This is a genomic window from Mycobacterium numidiamassiliense (assembly GCF_900157365.1).
Classification (GTDB): domain Bacteria; phylum Actinomycetota; class Actinomycetes; order Mycobacteriales; family Mycobacteriaceae; genus Mycobacterium; species Mycobacterium numidiamassiliense.
Genome location: NZ_FUEZ01000004.1, coordinates 493,166 through 506,356 on the forward strand (window position 1 = coordinate 493,166; position 13,191 = coordinate 506,356).

The window sequence follows — 13,191 nt, forward strand, 5'->3', positions numbered from 1 at the left end:
TTCAGGCTTGCGCCCACTCCCGCTCGCATACTCGGCAGTGCCGGGTGACGGCCGCCCATTGCGGCTCGTCATCGGCGGTTCTGCGGAGCAAATGCGTACATTCGTCGCCGCATCCGGGGCAGGGACACGAGGCGTAGTAGGGCTCGATCGCCTGCTCGCCCATCAGATGCAGGTTTTCGGCCCGGGAGAACGGCACGATCCCCAGCAACTCGGGGCGGGGGCCGACGCGGGGCTGATCGAGCCACAGCAGGCCACATACCACCATCGCGACCGCCGCGAAGATGGCCAGTATGGACATGGGAACGTTCCACGGCCAGTTCGGGGGCACCGGGGTGACGGTGAGAAACACCGCAACGGCGGTCACCACAAAGGCCACAATGGCGCCCGATTTGGCGAACCGGTAACCGTCGGCGTTCAACGTCTCCCAGGCCTCAATCTCCCGCTGCCGCTGCGCGATTTCCACCAGAGTTGGGTGATGGGGAAAGTCATCTCGGCGCGCCCCATCGGGGCCCCTCTCTTCGGAGGATGGTCTCACCAGCGCCATGCCAGCAAAGTCTAACGCCGGGTACCTGCCGCAGCGACTCGACCAGAAACGCGCTCATTGCGAAACCGTTGAGAATCCCTCCAGGCGTGGGCCGCACGCTGACGGTATCGATACCAAGCGTGCGATTTGGCTACCGGAGGCCGCGATGGAACCGCAAGCCGTCACCACGTCACTCAGCCGATCACCCGAGGCGAGCGACGGTCGCCCGCACGTCGCGTCCGGACTTGGTCGCGTCCGCATATCCGGCGCGCTGCGCGCGTTTCTGCAAGATTCTCGCGGTGTGCCGGTCTACCCGGCGGGCAGTTGATTCGCTGACCGGATACCAGCTGTGACAATGGTCGGGGTGGCGGGATTTGAACCCACGGCCTCTTCGTCCCGAACGAAGCGCGCTACCAAGCTGCGCCACACCCCGCCTGAAGCTTCGACAGCCTATCGCACCGGGCCATTAAGGTGCCAAACCGCAGGCCAATGTCTAGCTCCAGGTGCAGTCTTGCTCGAATTCGACCAGCGCCCGCGCCGGGCCGGTGAGATCGAACCCCTGCTCGTTGACCCACTCGTCGCTGAAGTAGCTGTCGGAGTAGCGGTCGCCGCTGTCCGCGAGCAGTGTGACCACCGAGCCGTGACGGCCCGCCGCGGCCATCTCGGCCAGCAGGCCGAAGGCGCCCCACACGTTGGTGCCCGTCGACGGCCCCACCCGGCGTCCCAGCACGGTGCTGACATGCCGCGCGGCCGCGATCGACGCGGCGTCGGGCACCGAGACCATGCGGTCGACCACGTCGGGCAGAAACGACGGCTCGACGCGCGGCCGACCGATGCCTTCGATTCGTGATGACGCGGCCATGACAATGTCGTCGCGACCTTCGGCGTACGAGGGAAAGAATGCCGAATTCTCCGGATCCACCACGCACAGCCGGGTCGCGTGTCGCCGGTAGCGGATATAGCGCCCGATGGTCGCGCTGGTCCCACCGGTGCCGGCGCCCACCACGATCCACTCGGGGACGGGATACTGCTCGTCTTGCATCTGGGCGAAGATCGACTCGGCGATGTTGTTGTTGCCACGCCAATCGGTGGCACGCTCGGCGTTGGTGAACTGGTCGAGATAGTGCCCGCCGGTCTCTCGCGCCAAGCGCTCGGCTTCGGCATACACCTCACTCGAGTTCTGTACGAAATGGCAACGGCCGCCTTGGGATTCGATGAGCGCCACCTTCGACGAGCTGGTGGTCGCCGGAACCACGGCGATGAACGGCAGGCCAAGCAGCGACGCGAAGTACGCCTCGGATATCGCCGTGGAACCCGACGACGCCTCGACGACCGTGGTGCCCTCGCCGATCCATCCGTTGCACAGTGCATACAAGAACAGCGAGCGCGCCAGCCGGTGCTTGAGGCTGCCGGTGATATGCGTCGTCTCGTCCTTGAGGTAGAGCGCGCTGCCGACGTCCGCACCCCACGCCGACGGCAACGGATAACGCAGCAGGTGTGTGTCGGCGCTGCGCCGGGTGTCGGCCTCGATCAGCCGAATTGCGTCGTCGGTCCAGCTCCTTGACAGGCTGCGGTCCGCGATCGGGGTTCGATCGCTCACCGCACCGAGGCAGTTGGCTGCGAGCGGCCCAACTCGATGGCGGAGTCTCGCCCACCCATCGGGGCGGCTATCAACGTCAGCAGCGTCGCCTCGGGGCGGCAGCAGAAACGCACCGGCGCGAACGGCGAAGTGCCCAGCCCCGCGGAGACGTGCAAGGCCATGTTGGCGCCCCAGCGCGACGGCCCCTTCGCCCGGGTGCGGTCCAGACCGCAGTTGGTCACCAGGGCGCCGTAGAACGGTAGGCACAACTGCCCGCCGTGCGTGTGGCCGGCCATCACCAGCTGGTAGCCGTCGGCGGCGAAGCGATCCAGCACCCGTGGCTCCGGGGAGTGCGTCAGGCCCAGCCGCAGGTTGGCCGCCGGGCTGGCCGGGCCGGCGATGGCGTCATAGCGGTCCCGATCGATATGCGGGTCGTCCACTCCGGCGGCGGCGATGTGCAGGCCGGCCACCTCGAACTCGCGACGAGTGTGGGTGAGGTCGAGCCAGCCGCGTTCGGTGAATGCCGCCCGCAGGTCCTGCCAGGGCAGCGGCTCACCGCGGACGCGATGCGACGGATTGGTGACGTAGTTCAACGGGTTTTTCACCCGCGGCCCGAAGTAGTCGTTGCTGCCGAAGACGAACACACCCGGCCGCGAAAGCAGATCGCCCAACGTCTGGACGACCGCGGGCACCGCCTTGGGATGGGCCAGGTTGTCGCCGGTGTTGACGACCAGGTCGGGCTCCCAGCCGGCCAGCTCGCGCAGCCAGGCCTGTTTGCGGCGTTGGTTGGGCAGCATGTGGAGATCGCTGATGTGGAGCACTCGAAGCGGGGTGGAACCCGGGGTCAGCACGGGCATGGTGATCTCGCGCAGGACGAATGCGTTGCGCTCAACGACCGCCGCATAACCGACGCCGGCGACGGCAGAACCGAGCGCGACGGCGCCGGCTCGTATCAGGGTGGGCAGAACATCAGCCATGCATGCAGCGTACTGCCGGTTGAAGACTCAGGACGCCTCTCGCGCCCCCGCGTTCTTACGGCGGGCCGCCCGGCGGCGGCGGTGGTGGAGCCAGCAAGGGAATGGTGATCGGCGGCAGGCCCGGAATTTCGACGACCTGCGATCCGATCGGCGGTGGCACTCCGTCCGGCGGTGGCGGCGGAGCGGGCGGGATGCCGTTACTGGTTTGGATCGTGATGATCGAACCCGGGATTGTTTGCCCGGTCGGCATCGTTCCGACCACTTCGCCGGCCTTGGCGGTGCTGTTGACGGCGTTCGGTTGGTCGGCGACCTGGAAGCCCGCACCCTTGAGGCGGGCGCGCGCCGCGTCCAGGTCGAGACCGGCAACGCTGGGCCCCCGGCCCGCCGGTGATCCGTCCACGTAGCGAGGGTCGGTCGGCGGCATCTGCACCGGTCCGAACGCGGTCGCGATCGGCTTCATCGCGGTGAACCAGGTGCGCGCCGGCTCGTTACCGCCGTACAAGTCACCCTCGCCGCAATGGCGCAGCGGTGACGAGCACAAATCCGTCGGGGTGGTCGAGTCGTCGTAGATGTAGTTCGCCGCCGCGTAGTACTTGGTGAAGCCGACGAAGCCGGAGGAGCGGTGGGCCTCGGTGGTGCCGGTCTTACCCGACACCGGCAGGTCCCAGCCCGCGGCCCCGGCCGAGCCCGCCGCCGTGCCGCCGCCGCTGGCGTCCTTGCTCATCGCGTTGGCGAGGGTGTTGGCCAGCCCCTCGGGCACCACCTGATCGCAGGTCTCGGTCGTCACCGCGACCTCGTTGCCGTTGCGGTCGATCAGCTTGTCGATCGGATTCGGCGGGCACCACGTGCCGCCGGAGGCCAGCGTGGCCGCGACGTTCGACAGCTCCAGGGCATTCACCTCGATGGGGCCCAGGGTGAACGACCCGAGGTTCTGCCGCTTGACGAAGTCGGCCAGGCTTTCGTTGCTATCCGGGTTGTAGTCGCGCGCGGTCCCCGGGTCGGCATAGGACCGCAGCCCGAGCTTGACCGCCATGTCGACCGTGCGCGTCACGCCGACCTGGGAGATCAGCTTGGCGAATGCGGTGTTGGGCGAGGTGGCCAACGCATCGGTCACGTTCATTGAACCCCGGTAGTTACCGGCGTTGATCACACACCAGGTGTCCTTGGGGCATCCTTTGGCCCCGCCCGAGCCCAGGCCCTTGGCCTGGAACCGCGATGGCACCTCGAGCGTGGCGTTGGTGCCCATGCCCATGTCCAGGGCGGCGGCCGTGGTGAAGATCTTGAACACCGATCCCGCGCCGTCGCCGACGAGTGAGAACGGCTGCGGGCGCATCGTCTGGCCGGCGTCGATGTCCAGCCCGTAGGTGCGGTTGCTGGCCATCGCCATCACCTTGTGCGAATCCTTGCCCGGCTTGATCACGCTCATCACGCTCGAGATGCCTGGGAGGCTCGGACTGGCGAATTTGTCGATGGCCGTCTTGACCGGGATCTGGACGTCCGGGTCCAGCGTCGTGCGGATGAGGTAGCCACCCCTGGACACCTGTTCCTTACTGATCCCCGCCCGGGACAAGTAGGACTGCACGTAGTCGCAGAAAAAGGCGCGGTCGCCTGCCGCGATGCAGCCGCGTGGCAACTCGTTGGGCTGCGGCAAGATCCCCAGCGGCGTTGTCTTGGCGGCGCGCAGGGCGTCGGCCTCCTGGGGCAGGTTGTCGATCATGGTGTCCAGCACCAGGTTGCGCCGGGCCAGCGCGCCGTCCGGGTTGGTGTACGGGTTGAGCGCGCTGGTCGACTGCACCATGCCGGCCAGCAGCGCCGCCTGCTGCCAATTCAGGTCCGATGCGTTGATGCCGAAGTAGGTCTGCGCGGCGTCCTGGACGCCGAACGAGCCGTTGCCGAACGAGACCAGGTTCAGATAGCGGGTCAGGATCTCCGGTTTGGTGAAGGTCTTGTCGAGCGTGAGCGCCATCCGGATCTCGCGCAGCTTGCGTGCGGGCGTGGTCTCGACGGCCGCGTGTTTTTCGGCGTCGGTCTTGGCGGTGACCAACAGCTGATAGTTCTTCACGTACTGCTGTTCGATCGTCGAACCGCCGCGGGTGTCCACATCACCGGACGCGTAGCCGGCCAGCCCGGTCAGCGTGCCCTTCCAGTCCACCCCGTTGTGGTAGGCGAATCGCTTGTCTTCGATCGAGACGATCGCCAGCTTCATGGTGTTGGCGATTTTGTCGCCGGGAACCTCGAACCGACGCTGCTCATACAGCCACGCGATGACGTTGCCCTTCGAGTCGACCATCGTCGACACCGCGGGCACCTGAGCCTCGAGAAGCTGGGCCGACCCGTTGGCGACGACTTCGGACGCGCGGTTGGACATCAGCCCCAGCCCACCCGCGAACGGGAACAACATCGCCGTCGCGACCACACTGGCCAACAGGCAGCATCCGGCCAATTTGAGGACCGTGAGGACTGCCGGCGGGCGGTCTGACATGCGTACTACAGTAGCGGCCCGCCATTGGCAGGCTGCGCCGTCGTTTTACCAGCTCGGATCAAGACGCGGTGACCGTAGCCGTCACGGCCCTCGTGACCAGCAAATTTGTCGTTTTCGGCCGCGTTGTTCGTGCTCGTTTTACTCTTCCGCCACCTAAATTGGTTACTCAACGAGACGTCTGGTCTTACGCTGATGTACGAGACGGGACGCGCGTCCCAAAAAAAGCGTTATGAGACTGTTGCGCAATTGCCACCTGACCACCTAACTTATACAGACGGTGAGATTCAGGTAACACGGATCTGCACAGTGTGGCGTGGATCGCAAACGAGGGTTTGTACCCGAGGAGGGCGGTCGCCAAGCCGCGACCGGGAGGAAGGGAACAGCTCGTGTCAGTTACACGATCGGTTGCTCGTCGGACGAACATTTCGGCTGCACAGGGGGTGCTCCGCAGTGTTGACGCAGAAGAGCGGATTGCCTGGGTTTCCCAGGCGTTATGCCGGACCACTGACCCCGACGAATTGTTCGTCCGGGGCGCTGCCCAGCGTAAGGCGGCCGTCATCTGCCGCCATTGCCCGGTGATGCAGGAATGCGGGGCGGACGCGCTGGATAACAAGGTCGAGTTCGGCGTTTGGGGCGGTATGACCGAGCGCCAGCGCAGGGCCCTGCTGAAGCAGCACCCTGACGTCGTGTCGTGGTCGGACTTCTTCGACAAGCGCAGGAACCGCGGCGTCAGCTAGCTCCCGTCAGGACCGCATCTACCGCACGGTTGCGGTAGGTCGGTCTGCGGCGCGAGGCGCTCCGGCCGGTCGCTCTTCATCATTACGATTCTGTTACAGCGCAGGCCGTCACGGCCCCGCGCTGAACGGTGCCTAATAAAACGGGCGAGCCCGACTGCCTTGTACTGGATAGGAATTCGCGGCCGAGAACGGGTTCGTTACCGAGATGCGGGTTAGGCAGCGGTTTTTCGGCTGCCTACTGCGCGGGCCGCGTCGTCGCCGACCGGGCCCGGGCTGGGGGCTTTGTTAGTCGCCTGCCGCGCGAGCCGCATCGTCGCCGACCGCGGTGATCTGGTCGGCCAGTGCACTCAAAGCCTCCAGGTCCGAAACATCGAACGGCAGCGACGGCACCCCGAGGACCGGCACATGCGGGTTGGCTCCGGTGAAGCGGGACAGCAGCCGCACCTCCCGCTTGGCGGTCTGACCGCGGTCGGCATGGATCTGCAGCACCGCCGCGGCCAGCGCCGCGGCCTCGGAGTCTGCGTCGGCCCCCAGCGTTTCGCCTCCGTCGACCGCGCGCTCGACCGGTAGCGAGCACAGCATCGGGTGGGTGCGGTTCAGGATGAGCCCCGCCAGCGGCATGCTCTCCTGCGACAGCCGGTCGACGAAGAACGACGCCTCACGCAATGCGTCGGGCTCGGCCGCCGACACCACCACGAACTGGGTACCGCGCCGTTTCAGCAGTGAATAGGTGCGGTCGGCCTTCTCGCGCCAACCGCCGAACGTGGCCTCCAGTGATTGCACGAAAGATCCGATGTCACCGAGCAGTTGCGAGCCCATGATGGTCGACAGCGCCTTCATGGCCAAACCCATTGCGCCGGTGACCAATCGCCCGATCCCCCGGCCCGGCGCGAGTAGCAGCCGCCACAGTCGGCTATCCATGAAGCTGCCCAAGCGTTTTGGCGCGTCCAGGAAGTCCAGCGCGTTGCGCGACGGGGGCGTGTCCACCACGATCAAATCCCAGCGGTCCTGCGCCAGGAGCTGGCCGAGTTTCTCCATCGCCATGTACTCCTGCGTCCCGGCGAGCGACGTGGCGACCGTTTGGTAGAACTGGTTGTTCAGCAGCGCCTGTGCCCGCTCCGGGCCGGAGTATTGCAGCACCATTTCATCGAACGTGCGACGCATATCCAGCATCATGGCGTGCAACTCGCCGGGCACCTCGGGTGCTAGCGGGACCCGTTGCGGGGTGTTGCCGAGGTCGTTGACGCCCAGCGCTTGAGCCAGTCGCTTGGCCGGGTCGATCGTCAAAACGCAGACGGTGCGGCCATATTCGGCCGCTCGCAGCGCCATCGCGGCCGCAGTGGTGGTCTTGCCGACGCCGCCGGCGCCGCAGCAGACCACGACCCGGTTGGATCTGTCGGCCAAGATCGCAGCCATGTCAAGTAATGTCGGTGTGACGCTCATCGAACTCCTTGCTGCGCAAGAGATTCCGACAGTTCGTAGAGGCTGCCTAGGTCGACGCCGTCGGAGATGGTGGGCAGCTCCAGCCGCGGCACCTTGAGCGCGTCGAGCTGTTGCGCGCTCTCTGCCCGTGCGGTGATGCGGGTGGCATGCTGGATGGTCTCGGTGAGCAGGCCGGCGAAGTCGGCGTCGTCGAGCTCGATTCCGGCCATCTTCAACCCGGCCCGCACCGAGTCCGCGTCGACATCGCCCTCGGCGGCCTTGGCCAGATCGCCGGGTTCCAGATACGACGGGATGTTGCGATTCACGATCACGCTGCCGATCGGCAGCTCCAGCTCGGAAAGTTCCTCGATGGCTTCCAGCGTCTCCTGTATCGGCAGCGTCTCCAACAGGGTCACCAGGTGAATGGCGGTCTGGTCGGAGTGCAGCAACTTCACCACGCCGTCGGCCTGCGAGTGCACCGGCCCGCCCTTGGCCAAGTCGGATACTGCCTTCGTTGTGTCCAGGAAGCGTGAGATCCGGCCCGTCGGTGGGGAATCGACGACAATTGCGTCATAAACCGGGAGCTTGTTCTTGTCGAGGCGCACCGCCGCCTCCTTGATCTTGCCGGTGAGCAGCACGTCGCGCAGGCCGGGCGCGATCGTCGTGGCGAACTCGACCGCGCCAATGCGGCGCATCGCGCGGCCGGCGAGACCGAGGTTGTAGAACATGTCGAGGTATTCCAGGAACGCGGCCTCGATGTCGATGGCCAGAGCATTGACCTGGCCGCCCCGCTCGGCGGTCGCGATCTTGACTTCTTCATAGGGGAGCGGCGGAACGTCGAAGAGCTGCGCGATGCCTTGGCGCCCCTCGACTTCGACGAGCAGGACTTTGCGGCCCCCCGCGGCCAGGGTGAGGGCCAGCGCGGCCGCGATCGTCGACTTACCGGTGCCGCCTTTGCCAGTCACGAAATGCACGCGGGCCTTCGACAGACGTGCCGGCCAGCCGACGGAGCTACCGCCGCTCGATATGGTTGCCACCATCGCATGCTAGCCCCAGTGCTTCGCGGCCCCCGCAAATCGGGTGGAGTACCTGCGACACGGCCAATGAGCTGGCCACCGGGTTGGTCAGAGCCGTGCCTCAGCGTTCTGCAGCGACCGATAAGCTCGCGGCATGAGCCAACCGACCACGTGGGAGTACGCCACGGTTCCCCTGCTGACGCACGCCACCAAACAGATCCTCGACCAATGGGGTGCCGACGGCTGGGAGCTGGTGGCGGTGCTGCCCGGGCCCACCGGCGAGCAGCACGTGGCCTACCTGAAGCGCCCGAAGTAGGGAGCCCGCATCCATGACTGCGTCAGCCCGGCTCGAGGCGATCGGTATTTCGCTTCCGCAGGTTGTTGCGCCGCTGGCTTCCTACCTTCCGGCAAAGCGCACCGGCAACCTGGTCTACACGGCGGGGCAGCTGCCGATGGAGAGCGGCAAGCTGGCCGGCACCGGCAAGGTCGGCGCCGAGGTCAGCCCCGAGGAGGGCAACGCGCTCGCGCGGCTCTGCGCGCTCAACGCGTTAGCGGCAGTCCATTCCCTGGTGGGGATCGACTCGGTGACTCAAGTGGTCAAGGTCGTCGGGTTCGTCGCCTCCGCTCCGGGCTTCAATGGACAGCCCGGCGTCATCAACGGTGCTTCCGACCTTCTCGCTGAAGTGTTCGGCGACAACGGCACCCACGCGCGTTCGGCGGTCGGGGTCTCCGAGCTCCCACTTGACGCACCTGTGGAAGTCGAGCTGATCGTGGAGGTCGGCTGACGACCGTGAGTGAGGCTGCGGAGTCGTCGACCCATCCCGCATACGGCAGGTTGCGGGCGGTTACCGAGACGGCCTCGGTCCTGCTGGCCGACAACCCCGGGTGGCTGACCCTGGAGGGCACCAACACCTGGGTGCTGCGGGGCCCGCGCAGCGACGAGCTGGTGATCATCGACCCCGGGCCCGACGACGACGAGCACATCGCGCGCGTCGCCGCGCTGGGCCGCATCGCGCTGGTGCTGATCAGCCATCGGCACAGCGACCACACCGATGGCATCGACAAGCTGGTCGACCTGACCGGGGCGACGGTGCGCTCGGCGGGCAGCGGCTTTTTGCGCGGGCTCGGCGGCGAATTGATCGACGGCGAGGTGATCGATGCCGCGGGCCTGAAAATCAAGGTGATGGCGACACCCGGCCACACCGCAGACTCGATGTCCTTCGTTCTAGAGGACGCCGTGCTGACCGCGGACACAGTGTTGGGGCGGGGCACCACCGTCATCGACAACGAAGACGGCAACCTGGCCGACTACCTGGAATCGCTGCGGCGGCTGGGCGGCTTGGGCCGTCGCACGGTGTTGCCCGGGCACGGGCCGGATCTGGCCGACCTGGAAGCCGTTGTCTCCGAGTACTTGACGCATCGCCAGCAACGCCTGGACCAGGTGTGTGCCGCGTTGGCAGAGCTTGGCGACGACGCGACCGCGCGCCAGATCGTCGAACACGTCTACACCGACGTCGACGAGAAATTGTGGGACGCGGCCGAGTGGTCCGTGCAGGCGCAGCTGGATTACCTGCGCCGCTAGCGGTGATCGCGCGAGTCACAACTGCCACATAGGCCCCGGGTTTGGAAGCGCGAGGCGGTTCTGAAACGTGATAGCGCAGGCGATATCACGTTCTCGGGCCGGATGATGGGAGCCGCGGCGGTACCCACGTGACTGGTGTGACTGCATCAGCCGTGCCTATCGCGCCCGGCGCGCCAGCCTTTCGGAGTCCGAGATCAGCACGCTCTTGCCTTCGAGCCGGATCCAGCCGCGGTGGGCGAAATCGGCCAGCGCCTTGTTCACGGTTTCCCGGGAAGCGCCCACCAGCTGGGCGATCTCCTCTTGGGTCAGGTCGTGGGTGACCCGCATGGCGCCGCCCTCCTGCGTGCCGAACCGCTGAGCGAGCTGCAACAGTTGCTTGGCGACCCGGCCGGGCACATCGGTGAAGATGAGGTCGGCCAGGTTGTTGTTGGTCCGCCGCAGCCGGCGGGCCAACACCCGCAACAGTTGCTCGGCAATCTCGGGGCGGTCGGCGATCCAGGCCCGCAGCGCGTCGCGGTCCATCGACACCGCGCGCACCTCGGTGATGGTGGTGGCGCTGGACGTCCGTGGCCCAGGGTCGAAGATCGACAACTCGCCGAACATGTCGGACGGGCCCATGATCGTCAGCAGGTTCTCCCGGCCGTCGGGTGATCGCCTGCCGATCTTCACCTTTCCCGAGACGATGATGTAGAGCCGGTCGCCCGGCTCCCCTTCCGCGAAAACGGTGTGTCCCCGGGGGAAGTCGACGGGTTGTAGTTGCTTGGTCAGTGCTGCGACTGCACCGGGTTCAACCCCCTGGAAGATTCCTGCTCTAGCCAGGATCTCGTCCACGTTGCCTCTTCAGCTTTCCAACGATGTGATATGGCAGGCCAACCGCTTAGCCATTAGTGAGCATAGAGGTAGGCCAATGTTGTCCAACGTGCCAACGCTACACACGATTGACGTGTCTAGTCGCCCCATATTGCGGATTGTATTGCGGATTGACGCGCGAATGCGCGTGTACTTGCATCGGCATCAGTCTGCCCGTAGCGGGGTCGGCGAGGCCGATGGCAAACACCGACTCGGCGTGATGCCGTCCGGTCAGCACCCGGGGCGGCGGGGCGGCGGCGAGTTGCTGGGCCTGGCGTTGATGCAGGTATTCCAGCGCCTCGGTAATGCCTTCTCTGGCCAGCGTCCGCATATCGACGGCCTGCGCATGCTCGAGAAACTCGTCGACATCGGCCGCCGTGACCGACTCACGGGCAAGCTCGGATTCGAGCCGGCCCAGGCCCAGCGCCGCAAGCATGAGTAGCCCGGGTATGAGGGCTACCAGCAACCATGACACAAGGAGAGTAAACATGCCCAAGGTCTCAGCGAGGTCACGAAATCAGTACTCTGTCGTAGGTGACAGCGGCAAAGGCGTCTGGACGCGCTAGATCGGCGCCGGCCAAGCCCGATCCCGCACTTGCGCGGCGCTGGGCATCCGAAACTCATGCCGGATTGGTGCGTCGCGCACGGCGCATGAATCGCACACTGGCGCAGGCTTTTCCAGACGCGCACTGCGAGCTGGATTTCAGGACCCCGCTGGAACTGACGGTGGCCACCATTCTTTCGGCACAAAGCACCGATAAACGGGTGAATCTGACGACGCCGGCGTTGTTTGTGCGCTACACCTCGGCGCTGGATTATGCGCAAGCGGATCGCGCCGAACTGGAAGAGCTGATCCGCCCCACCGGATTCTTTCGCAACAAGGCGAGCTCGCTGATCGGCCTGGGGCAAGCCCTGGTCGAACGATTCGGCGGCGAGGTGCCCTCGACCATGGATGAACTCGTGACGCTGCCCGGGGTGGGACGCAAGACGGCAAACGTCGTCTTGGGGAACGCCTTCGGCATCCCCGGAATCACGGTCGATACCCATTTTGGACGGCTGGTGCGCCGCTGGCGCTGGACCGAGGACGAGGATCCGGTCAAGGTGGAGCACGCCGTCGGCGAGCTGATCGAACGCAAAGAGTGGACGCTGCTGAGCCATCGAGTGATTTTTCATGGCCGCCGGGTGTGTCACTCCCGTAAACCCGCGTGCGGTGTCTGCCTACTGGCCAAGGACTGCCCGTCCTATGGCCTCGGTCCCACCGACCCGCTGCTTGCCGCGCCGCTCGTGCAGGGCCCCGAAACCGAGCACCTGCTGGCTTTGGCCGGGCTGTAGCGCCGGGTCGGGCGAGGGTGACTCGAAGAGCCCGCTGGACCATCGCGATCCTGGCGGTGGTGGCAGTGCTCGCGGTGGCGTTGGTGTTGCAGTTGCGCGACGGCTCCTCGCAGTCCGCCGACACCGGGCCCACGAACGCCCGTCAACATCGGGACGCCGACACGCCGGCCGCGCTCGCCGGGCCGCGGGAGCGGGCGAGGCTGTCGCCCTGCCCAACCGCCGGCAGCGGCCCCGGCCCGGCGGCTCTGCGCGGTGTGCTGGTGGACTGCGCCGCCGACGGATCGACCGTCGATGTCGCCCCGGCGCTGGCCGGGCGGCGCGTGGTCTTGAACCTGTGGGCCTATTGGTGTGCGCCGTGCACGGCCGAATTACCCGCGATGGCCGAGTATCAGCGCCGGGTCGGGCCCGACGTGTTGGTGGTGACCGTGCATCAAGACGAGAACGAAGCGGCCGCGTTGCTTCGGCTGGCGGAGCTGGGCGTTCGGCTGCCCACCCTGCAGGACGGCCGCCGTCTGATCGCGTCGGCATTGCGGGTGGCAAATGTGGTGCCCGCGACGGTGGTCCTGCGGTCGGACGGTAGCGTTGCGCAGACGCTGCTGCGTGATTTCGCGAGTGCCGACGAGATCGCCGCGGCGGTCGGAAACGACGTATGAGCGAGCTCGGCGGCCCGAAACAGGCTGAGTAGTTGGGCC

At 66.4% G+C, this 13,191-nt stretch carries 14 protein-coding genes and 1 tRNA gene; 6 read left to right on the forward strand and 9 right to left on the reverse strand.

The features are described from left to right. Position 1 precedes the first annotated feature (1 nt). From MNAB215_RS10770 to ponA2, 5 genes are all read right to left on the reverse strand, one after another. A complete protein-coding gene (locus tag MNAB215_RS10770) occupies positions 2–463 on the reverse strand; it encodes a hypothetical protein (RefSeq protein ID WP_077078858.1) in 462 nt (153 codons plus the stop codon). Positions 464–879: 416 nt separating this feature from the next. Then, a tRNA-Pro gene (locus MNAB215_RS10775) sits at positions 880–956 on the reverse strand. Between the two features lie 60 nt (positions 957–1,016). Next, entirely contained in the window at positions 1,017–2,123 is a 1,107-nt protein-coding gene (cds1, locus tag MNAB215_RS10780; RefSeq protein ID WP_077078859.1) for an L-cysteine desulfhydrase Cds1, read from the reverse strand. Further along, on the reverse strand, positions 2,120–3,079 hold the full coding sequence (locus MNAB215_RS10785; protein ID WP_077078860.1) for a metallophosphoesterase: 960 nt from the start codon (positions 3,077–3,079) through the stop codon (positions 2,120–2,122). Before MNAB215_RS10785 ends, cds1 begins: the two co-directional genes overlap by 4 nt. A 55-nt stretch (positions 3,080–3,134) precedes the next feature. Then, positions 3,135–5,561 carry a transglycosylase/D,D-transpeptidase PonA2 gene (gene ponA2 / locus MNAB215_RS10790; RefSeq protein ID WP_077078861.1) on the reverse strand — a complete coding sequence of 809 codons (2,427 nt, stop codon included), beginning with the start codon at positions 5,559–5,561 and terminating at the stop codon, positions 3,135–3,137. Positions 5,562–5,947: 386 nt separating this feature from the next. Between ponA2 and MNAB215_RS10795 the strand changes: the two genes are divergently transcribed. Continuing rightward, positions 5,948–6,298, forward strand: coding sequence for a WhiB family transcriptional regulator (locus MNAB215_RS10795; protein WP_077078862.1), 351 nt, complete (start codon positions 5,948–5,950; stop codon positions 6,296–6,298). A 285-nt stretch (positions 6,299–6,583) separates the two neighbouring features. Here the strand turns inward: MNAB215_RS10795 and bagB are convergent, their stop codons facing one another. Then, positions 6,584–7,741: an ATPase BagB gene (gene bagB, locus MNAB215_RS10800; protein WP_077078863.1), complete on the reverse strand. Its 1,158-nt coding sequence runs from the start codon at positions 7,739–7,741 to the stop codon at positions 6,584–6,586. Continuing rightward, complete coding sequence (bagA, locus tag MNAB215_RS10805; RefSeq protein ID WP_077078864.1) at positions 7,738–8,760, reverse strand: ATPase BagA; 1,023 nt, start codon at positions 8,758–8,760, stop codon at positions 7,738–7,740. The genes bagB and bagA overlap by 4 nt, the downstream gene beginning before the upstream one ends. A gap of 130 nt (positions 8,761–8,890) precedes the next feature. Here bagA and sp36 point away from each other — a divergent pair, with 130 nt between their 5' ends. The 3 genes from sp36 to MNAB215_RS10820 are packed head-to-tail and all read left to right on the forward strand — an operon-like array spanning position 8,891 to position 10,318. Further along, the gene (sp36, locus tag MNAB215_RS10810; protein WP_005138621.1) at positions 8,891–9,052 is read left to right on the forward strand and encodes a Sp36 family protein; all 162 of its coding nucleotides are present in this window, start codon (positions 8,891–8,893) and stop codon (positions 9,050–9,052) included. Positions 9,053–9,065: 13 nt separating this feature from the next. Continuing rightward, on the forward strand, positions 9,066–9,521 hold the full coding sequence (locus tag MNAB215_RS10815) for a RidA family protein (RefSeq protein WP_077078865.1): 456 nt from the start codon (positions 9,066–9,068) through the stop codon (positions 9,519–9,521). A gap of 5 nt (positions 9,522–9,526) precedes the next feature. Next, positions 9,527–10,318 carry an MBL fold metallo-hydrolase gene (locus tag MNAB215_RS10820; RefSeq protein ID WP_077078866.1) on the forward strand — a complete coding sequence of 264 codons (792 nt, stop codon included), beginning with the start codon at positions 9,527–9,529 and terminating at the stop codon, positions 10,316–10,318. A 156-nt stretch (positions 10,319–10,474) separates the two neighbouring features. Here MNAB215_RS10820 and crp read toward each other — a convergent pair whose 3' ends face one another. Further along, positions 10,475–11,149, reverse strand: coding sequence for a cAMP-activated global transcriptional regulator CRP (crp, locus tag MNAB215_RS10825; protein ID WP_044508824.1), 675 nt, complete (start codon positions 11,147–11,149; stop codon positions 10,475–10,477). Between the two features lie 97 nt (positions 11,150–11,246). Further along, positions 11,247–11,657 carry a hypothetical protein gene (locus MNAB215_RS10830; RefSeq protein ID WP_077078867.1) on the reverse strand — a complete coding sequence of 137 codons (411 nt, stop codon included), beginning with the start codon at positions 11,655–11,657 and terminating at the stop codon, positions 11,247–11,249. A 161-nt stretch (positions 11,658–11,818) separates the two neighbouring features. Between MNAB215_RS10830 and nth the strand changes: the two genes are divergently transcribed. Together nth and MNAB215_RS10840 are read left to right on the forward strand one after the other, a co-directional pair. Then, positions 11,819–12,499, forward strand: a complete 681-nt coding sequence (gene nth, locus MNAB215_RS10835) for an endonuclease III (RefSeq protein WP_108637608.1) — start codon at positions 11,819–11,821, stop codon at positions 12,497–12,499. Between the two features lie 17 nt (positions 12,500–12,516). Beyond that, on the forward strand, positions 12,517–13,152 hold the full coding sequence (locus tag MNAB215_RS10840) for a TlpA family protein disulfide reductase (RefSeq protein WP_077078869.1): 636 nt from the start codon (positions 12,517–12,519) through the stop codon (positions 13,150–13,152). Positions 13,153–13,191: the final 39 nt, after the last annotated feature.

Coding starts and splice junctions, on each gene's coding strand:
- MNAB215_RS10785 (WP_077078860.1), bottom strand. CDS start 3,079: ATGGCTGATGTTCTGCCCACCCTGATACGAGCCGGCGCCGTCGCGCTC.
- ponA2 (WP_077078861.1), bottom strand. CDS start 5,561: ATGTCAGACCGCCCGCCGGCAGTCCTCACGGTCCTCAAATTGGCCGGA.
- bagB (WP_077078863.1), bottom strand. CDS start 7,741: ATGAGCGTCACACCGACATTACTTGACATGGCTGCGATCTTGGCCGAC.
- bagA (WP_077078864.1), bottom strand. CDS start 8,760: ATGGTGGCAACCATATCGAGCGGCGGTAGCTCCGTCGGCTGGCCGGCA.
- sp36 (WP_005138621.1), top strand. CDS start 8,891: ATGAGCCAACCGACCACGTGGGAGTACGCCACGGTTCCCCTGCTGACG.
- MNAB215_RS10815 (WP_077078865.1), top strand. CDS start 9,066: ATGACTGCGTCAGCCCGGCTCGAGGCGATCGGTATTTCGCTTCCGCAG.
- MNAB215_RS10830 (WP_077078867.1), bottom strand. CDS start 11,657: ATGTTTACTCTCCTTGTGTCATGGTTGCTGGTAGCCCTCATACCCGGG.
- nth (WP_108637608.1), top strand. CDS start 11,819: ATGAATCGCACACTGGCGCAGGCTTTTCCAGACGCGCACTGCGAGCTG.